At 41.4% G+C, this 19,364-nt stretch carries 3 protein-coding genes; 2 read left to right on the top strand and 1 reads right to left on the bottom strand.

Annotation, left to right across the window (positions count from 1 at the left end; all coding sequences use genetic code 11):
- Position 1 precedes the first annotated feature (1 nt).
- Positions 2-490, bottom strand: coding sequence for a thioredoxin family protein (locus CBG49_RS12795; RefSeq protein WP_088594773.1), 489 nt, complete (start codon positions 488-490; stop codon positions 2-4).
- Positions 491-897: 407 nt separating this feature from the next.
- Here CBG49_RS12795 and CBG49_RS12790 point away from each other — a divergent pair, with 407 nt between their 5' ends.
- Together CBG49_RS12790 and CBG49_RS12785 are read left to right on the top strand one after the other, a co-directional pair.
- The gene (locus CBG49_RS12790; protein WP_088594772.1) at positions 898-16,746 is read left to right on the top strand and encodes a T9SS type B sorting domain-containing protein; all 15,849 of its coding nucleotides are present in this window, start codon (positions 898-900) and stop codon (positions 16,744-16,746) included.
- 240 nt (positions 16,747-16,986) lie between these two features.
- The gene (locus tag CBG49_RS12785; RefSeq protein WP_088594771.1) at positions 16,987-19,353 is read left to right on the top strand and encodes a TonB-dependent receptor; all 2,367 of its coding nucleotides are present in this window, start codon (positions 16,987-16,989) and stop codon (positions 19,351-19,353) included.
- The last annotated feature ends 11 nt before the right edge of the window (positions 19,354-19,364 follow it).

Here is a 19,364-nt window from a genome sequence, read left to right as displayed (position 1 = left end):
TTTATAACCTTCCTTGTAGAAATTTCTTAACCTTTTTAGGATCGTATCCTTTACCATCTTCTAAATCTTCACTTTTTTGAGTGAAGAGCACTTCGCCTTTAGAACTCAGGATAAGGAATGCAGGATAACCGTATTGTACTCCAGGATTACCATACTTTTTAAAAGCCTTTTCATTCTCGTTTTCAGGTGAAAAATTTAAGTGGTAATAGATATATTTCTTGTTGAGAATTTTCTTCAATTCAGGATTGGTAGTTACTAAGTGATTGAATCGCAAGCACCACACACACCAGTTACCACCAATTTGTACGAGTACTTTCTTGTTTTCTTTTTTAGCCTGTTGCAATAGCTGGTTGATACGCATATACCCATCTTCTTCAGGATGATAAGGTTGCTCATAGCCCGTGCGTTCTTTTTGTATTTCTTCACTACTTTGTGCACTTAAAGTAGTCCCAGCCCAGCATAGTAATGCTATAAAAATGATTTTCTTCATAAAGTAATATTTTTTTGATGAAGCAAAAGTACAAAATTCATACCATTGAGAAACGACAAACTACCTTTTTTTGTAAATATCATCATTCCCTACAGCCTTATTATAATCTTGCACTTTACGCCCTACATAGGCTTTTACTCTTCGGAAGATCAGAGGCTATCGTATCTAGCACTGTTAATATAACATAAAAAAACAACTTTTCTAATTTTTATTTTTATACAATATATGTGTAAGTTAGGTAAAAAATATTCGTTACATAAGTGTTAAAATGATGTTAAAGTCTTGATAAAGCATTGGAATGTAAAAATAATACTGTATTTTTGCGCGTGAAACCCTAAGTGTGTCAATTTCTACACATATTTTCATTCTCAGTAATTAGCATTTTTAAGAAATACATTCATATCAATATGAAAAAGTTTATACTATTACAATGTTTCTTTTTAGCAACAATTGTTACAACGGTTGCTCAAGATATACCATTTACACCTCTTTTTCAACAAACGGTGAAAGGGGATATGATTATAGTGGGTAACGCTATACTCAATAAAGGAGATTCGCGTCCTGCCAATACCCCATATAATGGAGATCACGACAACTCTCGTATCAATATGGAATATACCGATGTTGATAATGATCCGAGTACTTTTAACTCCAGTTCAGCTGATGTAAAAGAGCCTGTGTCTACTTGTAACAAGCGAGTAATAAAAGCTTATTTGTATTGGGCAGCCGCCTATACACAAGAAAGGGTAGACAACCAGCGTAATCCTCGTTTGGAAAGATCAAAATTTGGTCAGGTAAAATTCAAAATAGGTAATGGAGCTTACCACAATCTTGTAGGTCATAAAGTCTATGATGGTAATCACATCGTGAGCTCTACAGGCTGGGATCAAAACAAAGGTCAGAGAGCGTATGTATATCGTGCTGATGTTACTAATTTACTTACAAATATAGGAGCTACTTACACTGTTGCCGATATGCAAGCCCCTTTCGGTACTGAAGATTCAGGAGCAGGATATGCCGCAGGTTGGAATTTAGTAATAGTGTACGAAGATTTGGCTCGTGAGAGCCGTAATATCACTTTATTTGACGGTTTTTCAGTAGTGAGAAGCGGTCGCTATCCAGATATTAGTATATCAGGATTTAAAACCGTACCTTCAGGTCCAGTAAAAGCTAGAATTGGTTTTGCAGCTTTAGAAGGAGAAATAGGAATTTATGGTGATAAACTTCGCATCAATGGAACTGAAATATCAGCTCCTGGTCGTAATCAAAACAACTTCTTCAATAGTAGTATCACCAATGAAACAGGAGCCAATCTCGATAGAAATCCTAAATCTACTAACCTGCTTGGTTTCGATGCAGGTATCTTCAATTTGCCTAATAATGGCAATAATCTTCTGCATAACAACGCTACTACAGCTACAATCAGCCCTTATACAGTACAAGATTCATACTACCCATTCTTCTTCGCTTTCAATGTGGAGGTAATCGCCCCTCATATTGTGATGGAAAAACGCGTATACGATGTAGCTAATAATGATGTTACCAACGCTACCAATATAGCCTTTGGCGCTTCTCTTCGCTATAAAATCCGCTTCAGAAATACTGGAAATGACGATGCTAAAAATTTAGTAATTACAGAGGTGCTTCCTAATAGTTTACAAAACAAAGTAACTAGTATCAATGTACCTTCAGGAGTTACATTTACATCATACAATACTAACACCCGTGAAATAAAATTCACAGTACCTAATAATTTAGTCAAAAAATTTAGCGCTTGGCAAGAAATATCCTTTGGTGTACAAGTAGCTAATAACTGTAATGATTGGCGTGACCCTTGTGCTAATCAAATAGCAAATAGTGTTTCGGCTACTTATAATGGAGTAGAAAATCCTACTTCCGATGGTTTTACAACTAAAAGTTTTCCCCAAGCGGGTTCTTGCGACTCAGGAACAGCAGCTCCAACCCTTTTCACTGTAAATACCGATTTTACCAATTGTGCCTATAAAGAAACCGTTACCCTCTGTCAAGCCAATGCTGTACTTACAGCTGCCGATGGCTTTGATAGCTATAAGTGGGAAAAAACAGCAGGAGGTAATATAGGTCAAAAAGGTACTAATCGCGTCCTTACCGTTTCCGAAGCTGGTACTTATAAAGTAACAAAAACCAAAGCTGGTTGTGCTACTATGTACGAAATCTACGAGGTAAAACCCAATCCTGCCGAAGCCGATCACCCTATCCATAAAATGATTCAAAACAAACAAGTCAATGGAGAACTATACGTCTGTCCAGATAATGGTCAGTATTATCCTCAGGTGTATTTGTGTGGTGCTAATGCTTCTGTAAATTTTAAAGTGAGCATTTCTAATGCTATAAACTTCGTATGGCAAAAAAAAGGTACTTGTAATGCAGCTGAAGCAACTCGCTTTAAAGAATGCCCTCCAAGCCTTGAATCCTATAATTGTACTTGGGCAAATGTGCATACTAACAACGGCACTACCACCCAATATACATTTAATCAAGAAGGTGACTATCGTTTAGTAGTAACTTATAGCAATGGAGGTGGTAATTGTGTAGTGTACTATTATTTCAAAATTACCAAAAATAACTTAGCTCCTAAAGCTGAGGTAAAGGATGTTATTTGTACTACCAAAGGACTTATCACTATCAAAGATGTACCAGCTACGGGCTATCAATATGCTTTACTACAAGGTACAAGTACCATTACAAATTATCAAAACTCCCCTAATTTTCCAATTAATAATCAGGGTACCTATAGAGTACTTATCAAACAAACAGTTACTAAAACTACTACAGTACCTTGTGTGTTCGAAATCGATAATATCTTTGTAAAAAAACGCGAACCCAAACTCAAAGTAACAGTAACACCTATGGCGTGTGCCAATAGCAAAGGGGGTATGCGCATAGAACTTACCGATGCTCCCTATCCACCTTATGATATAGTAGTGAGTAACAACGGAAGTACAGTAACCAAAGTAACAGCTACCACAGCTAATCCTGTGAATGTAGTAGACTTCCAAAACTATTTCAACGATGGTAGATATCAGGTGAGTTTAGAGAATACTTATGGTTGTACAGTTACCCAAACAGTAGAAATTAAAAAAATACCTGAACTCAAAGCCACTGCTACGGTATTATCACCTATAATGTGTGGAACCGGAGTAATACGTGTAACAGCAAGTGGTGGTACTAAAGGTGCTACTTATCAGTTTACACGTGATGGCGTAACTTATTTTAATAATTTCACAGGTGATTATTATGATTTTGAAGTAACTTCAGCAGGTACTTATAACTTTACAATAGTAGATGCTAATGGTTGTTCAACACAAACAACAAAATCTATACAAACCTTACCTGCACCTACTTTCACAGTTACCGATGCCCTTATTGATTGTGGAGCAAAAGCTAAAATTACTTTCAGTGAACCTCAGAGCACCGTAACCTATACCTATGAATATAGTGTAGATGGTACTTCTTTCCAATCAGGTCGTGAATTTGTTAATCTTGTGCCAGGTAAAACTTATACCCCTACCTTGCGTTATAAGTATGGTAGCACTGCTTCTTGTACTATATCTTCTACACGCACAATGGGTAATGCTATTGGTGGTAACCTCATTGCCTCTGCAGGAGTAGAAAAATTAATAGGTTGCGGTACAGGAGCTAATGAAGATAAAGCCTTGGTGCGTTTCTCTAATGTACAAGGAGGTGTAAAACCTTATGAGTATAACTTTGGTGATGGAGTATGGACAACCACTCACCAACGTTGGTTGCTACCGGGGACTTATAACCTATCAGTACGTGATAAGATAGGTTGTATACGTACTAATTTAAAGGTTGTTGTTCCTAAAAAAATCACAGAACCTGTTTTCACTCCTTCTATTACCTATGATTGCTTAGGAAAAGGAATAGTTACAGTGGGTAACAACAAAAGTACTTATACCTATACCTATGAAATAGATGGTCATCCTGCGGGTAGCAATGTCTTTTCAAATCTTACCCCTGGTACACATACTATTACTATTAAGTACGCCGATGCCAATCCTCCAAGCAAAAATATACTTTTCTTAGAAGACTTTGGTGCTGGCGCTCACGCTAAAACCCCTTATATCGCACCTGTATATTTCTTCCAACCTCAAGATTACTCTAATCCTTTGTACAATGCTTTAGGAGGTACCCTAAATCAATATCAAATAGCCTACTTACACGATGCGCAATATGTTGTGGCAGCACGCTTAAACCCTAACCACTTCCCTCGTCGCCCTAACGACCATACCCGTGTCAATGGTGCACGTATAACTAATGGTAGAATGTTGTTTATCAATGTCGGAAGTGCTGTAGGTATAGGTGGAGTAATGTATAGTCGTAAAATGACCGATATATTGCCTAACAAACCTATACGTTTCTCTATTGCTGCTTTCAACTTAAACGTTGGTAATGGTCAATGGGGACCTTCTACCGACCCTAATCTTACCTTAGAACTCTACAAAAACGAAGCTGATATAACAACAGGATCTTCTGCCGCATTAGTCTCTAAACCTATAGGCTATATACGTGGTAGAGGTGTCAATGATAATGATATCTGGGAAGAATTTAATGTAGATTTAAATCCAGGTAATAATACAGTCTTATATGCCGTTGTTAGATCTAATAACATTGTATTAGGAGGTAACGATTTGGTGTTAGATGATATCTACCTCTACCAAGAACCTGAGGCTTGTGGCTTTACTCATACCCTTACAGTAACTGTAGATAATGATAAAGCCTTTGGAGTAGATCCAACAACAGAAAAAATTATACAACCTAAGTGTAATAATCAAAAAGGAGAATACCAGATAACACTTAAAAATGCCCCATCTACTTATTATGTAAGCAAAGACGGTGCAGCATTCCAAGCCTACACAGCAGGGTCTATTTTCAAATGGACAAATATTGATGCAGGTAATCATACTATAAAATTCCGTGCAGAACAAAACAACGCCAACTGTGAGGTCAGTCGTACCTTCTCAATCACGGTACCACCTAATTTGGTTATAATACTTCCCGACGATCTAATTTTAGGATGTAATGGAGTAACCGAAGCAGTAGTTTCGGCAACAGGGGGTACAGGTACTTTGCAATATAAGTTGCAAGACACTACCTCCCAAGTGTTGTACGACTACCAAACCTCACCTAAGTTTACGATTACCCAAACAGGAATATATATAGTATCAGTTCGTGATGCTAATGGTTGTCAAAGTGGAGGTTCTCTCACAGTGATAAATGCTCCAACACTCACCTTGACCGCTACGACCAATACGGCGAACAACAACTATTGTTTGCAAGGCGGAGTTAAGGGCAAGGTAGAGGTACAGGTACGCACATCCAACAACACAAACACAGCGCCTTATGTATTCCAGCACAATGGAACAACGGTAGCTACTCAAAATGCGACTACCTATATATATAATAATTTAGATCCCGGCACACACACCTTTACGGTAATAGATAAACACAGTTGTAAAGCCACCTACACTGTTGAAATCAAGAAACCGCTTTCTATCGATGGAGGAACAGGAGCGACAGTATCGAAGGACATCTCTTGTAACGTATTTCCGGGCAATAAAGGGAAGATAGAACTCAAGGTAAAAGATGGAAATCCACCTTACCGTTATGTAGTGAAACAGGGCGGGGCTTTAGTACAAAGTCTTCAAAATGTAGTAGGCAATACAGCCACTTATGAAACAGCAACCCCAGGAGCATATACAATCGAAGTTACCGATAGCAAAGGTTGTATTATCACAGGAACGGCTACATTAGTAGCTGCTGTAGCGCCAACAGTAACAGTAAGTACAACAACAGTAGGTTGTTATGGAGCTAATAATGGAACTATATCCTTAACAATTTCAGGAGGCAAAGCACCTTATAAAGTCTTCTTAGATGGAGTGAATAAAGGCAGTCAGCTAGTATTTACAAATTTAGCAGCTAAGAGCTATATTGTAAAAGTAGTTGATGCCAACAATTGTGAAACCATTAAAAATGTCACTATAACCCAACCTGCGAATCCATTACAAGGTTTTGCAGGAGTATCACAACTTATAGGTTGTGGCACGGGAGCCAATAAAGATAAGGCAGAGGTACGCATTACCAACCCAAGTGGAGGCACTCCACCATATCAATATAAGTTCGATGGCAACTATGGCAACAGTAAAACAGCTTGGTTACCAGCAGGCACCCATACAGTGTATATAAAAGATGCTAAAGGTTGTGAATTAGGACTTACAGTAACAGTAACAGCGAGAATTCCAGAACCTACAGGCACGACATACACCATTACAGGTTATGATTGTAACGGTAAGGCTACGGTACGCTTTACAGGTACCCCAACCTCTTACGATTATACTTATGAAATAGATGGCAAAACCGCTACAGGTACAACCGCTACCATTACAGGTTTAGCACCAGGCAGTTATACAGTAACGATAAAATATAAGGACACTAATCTTCCAGCTTCAAGTATATTGATAGAAGAAAGTTTTGGTTCAGGGCCTACAACTTGTTTAGCGTCAATAGTACCATCAAATTGGACTTGTAAACTTACAGGCTGTTTAGAGGAAGGGACTTATGCAATTGCCAATCAAGCAGGAGCATCTCCTTGTCCAGGTTGGTGTTGGAGAATGCCAAAAGACCATACGAGCAATGGAACAGATGCACAAGGAAGATTCTTTGTAATGAATAATGGAGTAGTAGCACCAGGCGGTACACGATTCTATTACAAAGAGGTACAAGATGTAGTGCCTAATCAGCCAGTTAAATTTAAAGTATATTTGTATAGTTTAGAGAAAGAAGAATGCCACAGTCCTATCATACGACCTAATATACAAGTAAGTTTAGTAGATGCCAGCAATAATATATTGGCGAGAACAACCTCAGGAATTCTTCGCGATAACCGACACGATTTAGATTGGCAAGAGTTCTCAGGAGAGTTGAATCCAGGGGCAGCGACTTCTTTCCGTATAGAATTTAGAAATTTAACAGTAGGAAGCGGAGGTAATGACTTTGCTATCGATGATATTATTGTTTACCAAGAAGCAAAATCTTGCGAACAAGAAATCACCAAGCAAGTAGTAGTTCCCTCAGGTAAAGAGTTTAAGGCGAGTGTAGTAAGTCAAACCGGTGTAACTTGTAAAAGTTTGAGTACTGGTAAGGTAACCTTCAAGATGGAGAACCTACACGGAGGTAGCTACCGAGTATCAGTAGATGGAACAACTCGTTCAGGAATAGGATATACAATTCCTACAACAGCAGCGACCTTTGAGGTAGACGGGCTCAATGCAGGAGTTCATACCATTACCTTTAGTCATAACGGTAACTGTTTGCTTACCCGTACAGTAACCATCACCGAGCCCAATGCGCTTACCCTTACGGCAACCATTAGCGAGCCAGCGATGTGTTCAAACAACAACAAAGCACGAGTAACGCTTACAGCAGGTGGCGGAACACCACCGTATACTTATATCTATCAAGGAGTGGGAACGACCACTACCCAAACAAACAATGTCTTTACAGGCATAGCTCCAGGCACCCCTACCTTTATAGTAAAAGATAAGAATGGTTGTAGTGCACAGCTCACAGGAGTCTTTACAGTAACCACTCCAGCAGCTATAACGCTTACTACATCAGCAACCACTTGTTATTCAAACAATGGAGATGGAGTAATAGAAGTGAAGATCAACAGTGGTAATGGCAATTACAAAGTAAGGTTAAATAACAATGCGGCGGTAGTTTTACCAGCCAATGGCACCACCCATACCTTTACGGGGCTTACCCAAGGCAGCTATAGCATCACCGTTACCGATGGTTATGGTTGTAGTACAGCCACCCAAGTGCGTATTTACCCATCGTTAAATAGTACAGTAAGGGTAACCCACCAAAGTAGTTGTAATACCAATGCGAAGATAGAGGTAATAGCCTCAGGAGGAGTAGGAACAAGCAATATCGAATACGCTTATGTATTAGGCAGTGGATTGCCTAATTACCATCTAAACGATACGAGCAAAGTGATTCCACACTTTAGTGAGGCAGTACAAACTTGGACAGTTTATGTACGTTCTGCAGGTTGCGTAAAAACGCATCAAGTAATAGTGAAGAAAGCCGATAATGTAGCCTTTACAGCGTCGACAGTAACGCCTACGTGTCAAGGATCAGCGACAGGAAAGATAGTGTTGAAAAACATTCAAGGCGATGGCAACTTTACCGTGCGTTATGGCAATGGAGGAACCCCAGTAATAGCCACTTATACAGGTATAGCGACCAACACCTATACGATAGCCAATGTAGCAGCAGGAGTATACTCAGTAACAGTAACCGATAAATACGGCTGTAATGCGACACAAAATGTTACTTTAGCCGATATGCCAGCACTTACCGCTACGATAACCTTATCGGCAACAGTAGGAAGTTGTGCATCCACAGGTTCAGCAGCCACCCTTACCCTTACAATGGGTAATGATGCTTGGACAGCCTACCGAGCAGGCGGTAACCAAATATACTATGAGTTTAACAATAGTGGTACTTGGCATCCAATGCTAAACAATCCACATTACATACTTCCTATATCAGGAGTAACCGAGCCAGGCAGAACCATCCAAGTGCGTTTTGCAACACGTCCGAGTGCTACAGCGCCTAATGTATGTAGTACAGCAGCGATGGCTTATGTAGTACCGTTGCCAATTGGAGGCGTAAGTGTAACCACCAATTTAGAACAGTACGTACAGAACTGTACAGCGGCAGGTAACCCATTGTTTACCGCTACGGTAACAGTAGCTCCAGGTTATGGACAACCACCTTATCAGTTTAATCTCAATGGAGGAACCTATGTAGCAGGAAGTGTGAACTCACGCACACACGTGTTCACAGGTTTAGTAGTAGGTCGTACCTATACCTTTGGAGTTAAAGATGCCAGTGGATGTGAGGCAGCCTACACAGGAGACATCTATGCGAGTGTATCCTCACCAGCGATCAGTGCAATGCTTGAGGGCAATCCAGCCTGTCACGGCTCTAATGGTAATGCAACGCTTAAAGTACGTCGTAGCACTGCATATAACTCAGGAGCCTCAACCAGTATCAATTGGGCAGTGTATGACAAAGCAACCAATGCGATAGCTATAGATCCTGTAACATCAGCACCTATCAATGGTACAGCAGCTATGCCAGGACCGGGAGGCGAGTCTATCTTGTCTACCTTTACCCTCAGTGCAAACAAAACATACTACGCTATTATCAGCGAAGGAAGTTGTAAGTGGGGTAGTAGAGACTTGCATATACGAGAATTAGCAACGCTTTCAGCTACGGTATCACAAACCGCTACAATTACTTGTGATAGCGATGGAGTTTTAGAGGTACAAAATCCTACGGGAGGTGGAGGTACTTATAGGTACACAGTAACTCCAACAACAGCAGGAGTTACTTTCAGAGCACCAATAGTTACAGGAAGCTCAAGAGTACAGATAGTAAAAGATAATATAGCCACTCCAGCAATGCCAACCTATCCAAGTGGAGCTTATAGTTTTGGAGTAAAATTAGAGATGGAAGACCAATATGGATGTAAAGCTACTTTAGGTACATACACCTTTACAGTAACGCCATCTCCAAGAATTGCAAAAGCCACTGTAATAGGTTGTTCCGATGGACAGTACACCCTCACTGTTGAGCCACAAGCTAAAACAGGAGCTTCAGGAACCCCAGCAACAGGAACAGAACTCAACGGTTACGAATACTCAATAGATGGAGGTTTAGATTACCAAAGCAGCAATGTATTTGCTAACTTGGTAGCAGGGCCGTATGATGTACAAATCCGAGATAAATCTACAGGATGTATAGCTACTAAAACCGTGAGCATCACCAATGCGTTAGAGGCAGATATAGCATTAACCACACCATTAGGATGTGGAGGCGGAGGAGCCGAAATCACTATAAAGGTAGACAATGGTTCAGGTGACTACGAATATAGCTATATAAATCCAGGCGGTACACCAACAGGACCTATTGCAATACCACAAGTAGGAGGTCAATATAAAGCGACCATCAATGTAACGGCTGTAGGTGTATATACCGTAACAGTAAGAGATAAGAGTACATCAGGCACTTGCGGTAGTTATACTAAGAGCATCACAGTACGTACTGCTGAACGCCCAGAGATAACCACTTCGGTAAAAACAGTAACTTGTGCCGGAGGTAATGATGGAGCGATTTACCTCACAGAGGTCAATGCAGCCACTGTAGGAACATTTACTTATGCAGTACAAGGGCCAAGTGGAGCAGTTCCATCATCATCAATAGTCAATAGAGAAGTGAGAGGTTTAACGGCAGGAGTATACACCATTACAGTAACGGCTAATGGCTGTCAAAGCACCTATACAGCAACTGTGAAAGAGCCTACCGCACTTACCCTTAGCAAAACAGTGATAGAGAACAACAAACAAGAGTTCAGTTGTGGAAGCTCAGGCAGTGTACAACAAGCTCAAATCACAGTGCCAAGTGGGGCAGTACAAGGCGGAACACAACCTTATAGAATAGAGTACTTGTACGGTACTGTATCAGGCACAGGCAATAGCTTTAGCATAGGAAATACAGCAGGAGGCACAGTAACCATCACCGCTATCGATGCCAATGGTTGTAGCACCCAAACCTCAGTGGTAATCAAACCGTTTGAAGCTTTTGATGTCGATAAGATCGACTTTACGGTAACCACTTCAGGAACTTGTAATGCGAGTGAGACCATCACCATCAGTGCAACCCAAAGTTCAGGAGCACCATTTACCGGTCAGTTGTTGTATTATCAAGGAGCTACCGCCCCTACGGGAGCGATCACCCCAACAACAGGCGGCTGGCAAACAAGCAATAGCTTTACCATAGCCCCTAACAGAACTTACACATTCTGGGTAGCCAACAAAGCCACAGGCTGTACAGTGAGCAAGTTGTACATCTCACCTAACCCTAACAACTTCAGCATTGTAAACCCACAAGTGAAGAATGTAGGTTGTAAAGGCGCTAACGATGGTACCGCTACCTTTACCCTTAGCAATACAGTAAGTGGTCACGCTTATAATGTAACCGTAACCCCAGCAGGAGGAACGATTGCACCATCCGCACCATTTACAGCAACGGGCACAACAGCAACCTTCAACATAGCAGGTTTAGCTCCTAATACCTATACAGTAACTGTAAAAGATAACAATACAGCTTGTGAGCAAGTATATAGCTTCAAGATAGAAGAACCAACAGCGTCTGTTACAGCGAGCGTTACAGTACGTCAGGCAACTTGTGCTAGCGCACCTACTTACAACAGTGGAGAGATAGCCATAGAAAATGTAACCGGCGGTTGGGGCACATATCAGTACTATATCGGTCAAGCAGCTCCAGGCTTTGAAGTGTGGACAAACACAAGTGTACGCACAGGCTTAACCCCAGGTACTTATAGAGTATTAGTAAAAGACAACGGAGGTTGTCCTACAACCCTTAGCAGTACAGTAACCATAGCCACCCCAACAACTATTAGTGGTACACTTACGGTAACCAATGCGAACTGTACCAATGGTACGGGAGCCATAGGAGTGAGAAGTGTAACGGGAGGTGAAGGCGCGAACTACTTGTATCAACTCATCAAAGATGGGGTAGCACAAGGCGGAGCACAAACCAGCACCGAGTTCCAAAACTTAAGTGCAGGTAATTACCAAGTAGCGATATCCGATTCTTGGGGTTGTACAGTAACCCTTACCCAATCGGTAACCTTATACGAACCGGTAGAAGGAGTAGGCGTACGCTTTATCAAGCAAGTAACTTGTACACCGAATACAGGAGCGACAGTTAGTGTCACTTATGCAGGAGGCGATTCACCAAGCTTGCGTTATACCCTTAAGAACTTAGGTACAGGAGTGAGCACTACATCCACTACCAACGGATTTACAAATGTACCAGCAGGTAATTATGAAGTATCGGTATACGATATAGCAACAGGTTGTCCTACCCAAACCCACACCTTTGCAGTAACTGATGCAGCGGCAGTAAGCTTTACTTACACTACAACAGCAGTGAGCTGTAGTGGTAGCAGCGATGGTAAGTTAAAAATTACCATACCAGGTACCCAAACACAAACCGATTATCAAATCAATATAGTAGGTAGTGGCGGCTTTACCCGCAGTGAAACGGTGAACACCACACCTAAGGACATAGAGTTTATAGCTATGCCAGCGGGTACTTACACTGTAACACTCACCTCGGCGCGCAACTGTACTAAAACTGAGACAATTGTCATAGGCGCACCAGCCACCTTGATAGTGAGCAATACCACTACGGTAACCACACACTACAGATGTGATGCTGATAACAATGCCCAACAAGCAATTATCTCAGCAGTAGCGCAAGGCGGTACACAACCTTACAAATACAATTATCAAGTATTTGATGGTACAAGCACCACCACTTCAGGCTGGATAAGCAGCAGTGTTTACAGCCTCACAAGTGCAGGTAGTGCCACACAAACCGTGATAGTGAATGTAGAGGATGCCAATGGCTGTAGAGCCGTCTACACCCCATTGGTAGTACCACCACTACAACGCATCAGTGAGATAAAAGCCACCCGATTGACAACCATCAGTTGTAATCAATCCGAAACAGTGAACTTCACTATAGTAGGAGGTAAGAACCTCGGTTATATAGTAGAGGTAACAGCCAATGGTAGTGTGGCAACCCCAACGCCATCAACACAAACCCTTACAACAGGAGCGAATGTAGCAACAGTACACTTCAATGCTCCAGGTTACTATACTATCAAAGTAACCGATAGAGAAACAGGCTGCTATGCCACCGTATCTTATACCGTAAACGAATATAGAGCGATGGAAGTAAGTGTAGCCCAAAGTAAACCAGTGAGCTGTGTGGGAGATAGCAATGGAGAGATTACCATTACCTTCAGTGGTTACCAAGGTCCGATAGCTTACCAAGCCTACACAGTAAGTCCTACGGTTGCTCCAGTAGGTAGTTTGCAAACCCAAATAGGCAGTCCAGATGCGGTGCGTAAAGCGGTAATCAGCGGTTTACCAAAAGGTAACTATGTGGTAAGAGTAGACCAAACCGATGCGCCAAATTGTACGGTAACTAGCACCCAAGTAATGGTATCCGAGCCAGCAACGGCACTTACAGCTACCCCTACAGTCACCGATCGCATCAAGTGTGGCGTTGGTCAAACAGGAACCTTTAATGTAGAAGCTACTGGAGGATGGGGCAATTACGAATATCGTTTGTCCCACAATGGTACAGCCCATCCAGTATATGGAACTTATACCAGCACCTCACTCTTTGAAGGTTTATCAACAGGAACTTATACAGTAGAGGTAAAAGATGAAAATGGATGTGTAACAATAGTAACCCAAGTGATGGCAGCACCCGATCCTATCGATGCGACAGTAACAGTAACCAATGTAAATTGCTTCAGCGATCGAACAGGGGTGATAAGCGTACAAAGCATCACAGGAGGTAGTGGCAACTACACTTACGAATTGAAAGAAAAAGGAGGAGCTATTGTACGAGGCGCACAAACTAATACCACTTTCACAGGATTAGACGCACGAGAATATGTGTTGATGATCACCGATGGATGGGGATGTGAATCACAGATAGAAGTAGAGGTAACCGAACCTGCCGAACTCAATATAGTAGCCGGTATTACCAGTCCACTTACTTGTCATTCCCCAGCTACAATATCACTTGTAGCAACAGGAGGCACAGGAGCTTATACTTATTATCAAATAAAAGGCGGATTGACTACAACGGTAGGAAGTACCGTTACGGTCAATGCAGCCGATGTAGGCGATTACGAGTTCTATGTAAAAGATGCCAATGGCTGTACATCTAAAGTATCTAATAAGATAACCATAGCAGCTTTAGAACCTTTAGCCTTGCACGTGAATACAGCCGATGCCTTTGTGAAGTGTAACGGAGAAAGTTCAGCGCGTATCACCTTCTCAGCAACCGGAGCATTGGGTAACTATCAGTACAAATTGTACAAAGGCGGAATTGCACAAACAGTTTCAGCAACCCAAGTAAATGCTACCGACTGGGCATTCTCAGGCTTAGCAAGTGGTACTTACCAAGTAGAGGTAACCAGCGTAGATTGCGTACAAACAGCAACAGTAAATATAGGTGAATCACCAGCCTTTACAGTAGCAACTGCAACCACTGATATCACTTGTAACGGAATGCGTGATGGTACCATCTCAATGACGGTAACCGGAGGCGCAGGTGATATACAATACGCAATCAGTCCACGATTAGATAGATTTGTATCCGAAGGCTACTTCACACGACTTGCTCGAGGAGAATACGTAGTAAGAGCCCAAGATAAGAATGGTTGCTTTGTAGATGAGGTCTTCAAGATCAACGAACCCGATGTATTGAATGCCATCATCGATAAACAAACCGATGAGGTATGTTATGGAGCAGGCGATGGTACCGTATCGATAACCATCACTGGAGGAACCCAATCGTACAGTACCTCAATCGACGGTGGAGCTTGGACAGTAGATAAGACCTTGTATACAGGCTTATCAGTAGGAACCCACACCATCACGGTGAAAGATGCACACTCTTGTACAACCGAAGTATCAGTATTGATAAAAGAAGGTGTAGATATGCAAGCCACAGCAACAGTAAGTTACGGTTGTGGTAACAATACCGTAGTCAATACGATCAACGCAACGGTCAGCGCCAGCTACACAGGAGCGGTAAGCTTCAGTTTAGACGGAGCAGCACCACAAAACTCAGGTAAATTTACAGGAGTAACAGCAGGTACTCACACCATCACCTTTGCACACCTCAATGGTTGTACAACCAGCCTTACAGTAAATGTAACAGCTTACAACAGTTTAACGGCAACAACGGTAACAAAAACCGATATGAGCTGTTATGGAGTAAACGATGGAACGATAACCTTTGTGGTAAACGGCGCAACCAATAGTTATACTTATACTATTGAACCAGAAGCCGGCACGTTCGATGCAGCAAACAGCCGATACACAGGTTTATCGGCAGGTACTTATACAGTGAAAGTGAGATCTAATGGCGAGATCAATTGTGAATTAGAACACAGCTTCACTATAGTAGAACCCGATTTGTTACAAGTCAATGCCTCAACAGTATCCGAAACCTGCTACGGTTTAAACAACGGACAGTTGATATTCAGCATCCAAGGCGGTAGAGCACCTTATAGCTATACACTCAAAACAGCTTCAGGTACTTTAGCAGATAGCGGAACCGTAACAGCAACAGGAACGGTACGCACTATAACCAATGTAGTAGGAACTTATCTCTTAGAATACAGCGATGGTCAGTGCTCACAATCTTTACAAATCACAGTACCATCAGCACCTAAGTTAGATATTGTAGATGTAAAAGAACAGTTCAACTGTTCAGTAGTATCCACTACTTACACCACCAGCTATTTACGTGTAGAGTTCTCACAAGCCGATGACAAACGTACAGCGAGCAATACCCTCTACTCAGTAGATGGAGGTCTTCAAAAAACTCCATTCAAGAGAATAGAAGGTAAGTACGGATATACCGATATTATACCTACAGGACAATACACCCTTACGGTATACTATTACTCAAATGTACCAGGAGCACCACTATGTGAACAAACTTGGGGTAGTACCGTGAGCTTAACCCGTTATCGAGGTTTAGAAATCAAGGATATTACCGATCCGAGAGCAATCAACAAGATAAAAGTACAAGCCGTTGGCGGTAACCCATCAAGTTATAGTTACACGTTCAATGGTTATCAAGACGGTACAAATGAATATATGTTGCGCTCAAGCGATCCAACCACACGAGTAGTAGGTAAGAGAGTCTACAAAACAGTAGTTGTAGAGGCGATAGACGGCAACGGCTGTAGCTCAACGCTCACTATAGAGAAAGAGTATATGAAGTCAGTACCACCCGATTTCTTTACACCAAACGGAGACGGACAGAACGACGGCTGGGATCCAGATAGATACCGCAGTTATCCAAACTTAACGGTAGACATCTACGATCGTTACGGACGTTATATCACCAGCTTACGTTCAGGAGAAGTATGGGATGGTCGATACAACGGCAAGGAATTACCAACAGGTGACTATTGGTATATCCTCAAAACCCACGAAGACGGCGAAGACGACCAAGAATATGTAGGTCACTTCAACCTCTATAGAGCCGCCGATTAAGAGTATTTCTTGAAATAATAATAGCGAAACTCCCCGATTAACTAATGCTAATCGGGGAGTTTTACATATTTACAGATTCCCTAAAAAACAAGTGAAAATAGAAATTAGCAATTAGTTTTACACTAACTGCTGACTTTTTTGTATAGGAAAAAGCTCCTTTTGGTATAGAGAAATAGAAACTTATTTTGTATCAAAAGTTTTTATTCGTATCTTTGCCCCTGAAAAAATAATAATTATTTTATGAAAAAGTGCTTATTACTACTTTTTTTAGTAGTAACAACCGCTGTGTTTGCACAACGCAAGTACACTCTTAGCGGTTCTATCTCCGATGCTTCTAATGGCGAAAAATTATTAGGGGTAAACTTCATTATCAAAGAACTCCATACGGGTACTTCTACGAATGAGTATGGGTTCTATTCTATCACTTTACCTGAAGGTAAATATACTATCGTGATTGAATATATAGGCTTTGGTACTCACCAAGAAACTATAGAGCTTAACAAAAATATCCGTAGAGACTATAAACTAAAACCTGAGGCTATAGAGCTTAAAGGCGTGGAACTCAATGCGCATTCTGCTCCTAAAGCGGCTGTACGCAAACCCGAAATGAGTGTAGCTACCATTCCTATTACTACCGTCAAGAAACTCCCTGTACTTGTAGGTGAGGTAGATATTATCAAAACCTTAATGCAAATGCCTGGGGTGAGCAATGCAGGCGAGGCTTCCTCAGGATTTAACGTGCGTGGTGGTGCAGCCGACCAGAACTTGGTACTCCTTGATGAGGCTACCATCTTTAATGCTTCTCACCTCTTTGGTTTCCTCAGTGTCTTCAATGCCGATGCCGTGCGTGATATGAAGCTCTACAAAGGCGGAATTCCTGCGCGCTATGGCGGACGTATAGCTTCAGTTTTAGATATTTATCAAAAAGAAGGTAATAAAAATAAATTTGCAGCGACTGGCGGTATAGGGGTACTTTCCTCACGCTTGCTTGCCGAAGGTCCTATCGTGAAAGACAAAGCCTCATTTTTAGTAGGAGGTCGCGCCTCTTACGCTCATCTTTTCCTCAAACTGAGCGATAACGAAAATTCAGCTTATTTCTACGACCTCAATACTAAACTTTCTTACCAACTCAACCAAAACAATGCGCTCTATCTTTCTGGCTATTTTGGTAGAGATAGGTTTGTTCTCAGCGAGAACCTTACCAATACTTATGGCAATGCCTTAGTGAATTTGCGTTGGAATCACTTGTTTACCGATAAACTCTTCTCTAACCTCTCGGCTATCTACAGCAACTACGACTATAAGTTTGATTTTAGTTTTATTGATATGAAATGGACGTCGGGAATTGAGAATTTTAACCTCAAATACGACTTCAAAAACTATATTTCAGAAAAATTCAAACTTACTTATGGAGTACAGGGCTTGTACTACATATTCAAACCAGGAAAAATTGTGCCTAAAACCTCAGCTTCTACTATCAAAGAACGCATACTCGAACATCGCTATGCTGCCGAAATGGGCTTCTATGCCGATGTAGAACAAAAATTAGCTGAAGCTCTTACGGTGTCTTACGGCTTGCGTTTTAGTAATTTCTACAGTTTGGGCAAACGCACCGTGAATATTTATCCTAATGACAATCCCGTGGGCTACAATGCTAACCGACAAGTGTACTACCAAGGCACTGCTATAGGTACTAAATACTACGGCAGTAACCGCATTATCGATTTGTACTCTAATTTTGAACCGCGTTTTACAATGAGTTATGCTTTTAGCGATACCAAATCAGTAAAAGCGAGTTATGCGCGCACTGCCCAGTATGTACACTTGATTTCTAACACAGCCTCTCCTTCACCTTTGAATGTATGGACGCCCAGTGATGAGTTTATCAAACCTCAAATCGCCGACCAAGTGGCATTAGGCTATGCTTCTAATGTTTTTGACGATAAATACAGCATAGAGGTAGAAACTTACTACAAAAAGGTGCAAAATCGTTTGGATTATATCAATGGGGCAAACTTAATAGCTAATGAAGCTATTGAACGTGTGTTGCTCTCAGGAGAAAACAGAGCTTATGGCTTGGAAGTGCTCTTGCGTAAAAATACAGGCAGACTTACTGGTTGGATTGCCTATACACTCTCAAAATCGGAAATGCAAACCAAAGGGCGTACCCCTGAAGAAATAGGTATCAACTACGGCGATTGGTATAATGCTCCTTATGATAAGCCTCACGACCTCTCGATTACAGCTACTTACGAACTTTCGCCTAAATGGACGTTTGGTGCTATATTCAACTTGCAATCGGGCTTGCCTGCAAACTACCCTGTAGGGCGCTATTCTTACTTAGGACAAACTGTCCCCGATTATAGCAAGCGCAATGAATACCGGTTGCCTACCTATCACCGTTTAGACTTATCGGCTACTTATACCCCTCAGCGTGCTAACAAGCGTTGGAAAAGTGAATGGGTATTTGGCGTGTACAACGTGTACAACCGCAAAAATGCTGTGAGTGTTTCATTCCGTGAAAACGAAGATACACATCGCAATGAAGCTGTGAAACTCTCCATCTTTGGTATTATACCTAGTGTAACTTATAATTTTAGTTTCTAATTCTATAAATA

Source organism: Capnocytophaga endodontalis (genome assembly GCF_002209445.1).
Lineage (GTDB): Bacteria > Bacteroidota > Bacteroidia > Flavobacteriales > Flavobacteriaceae > Capnocytophaga > Capnocytophaga periodontitidis.
The sequence above is the reverse complement of the archived record's forward strand: the minus strand, read 5'-3'. Positions and strand labels throughout refer to the sequence as shown.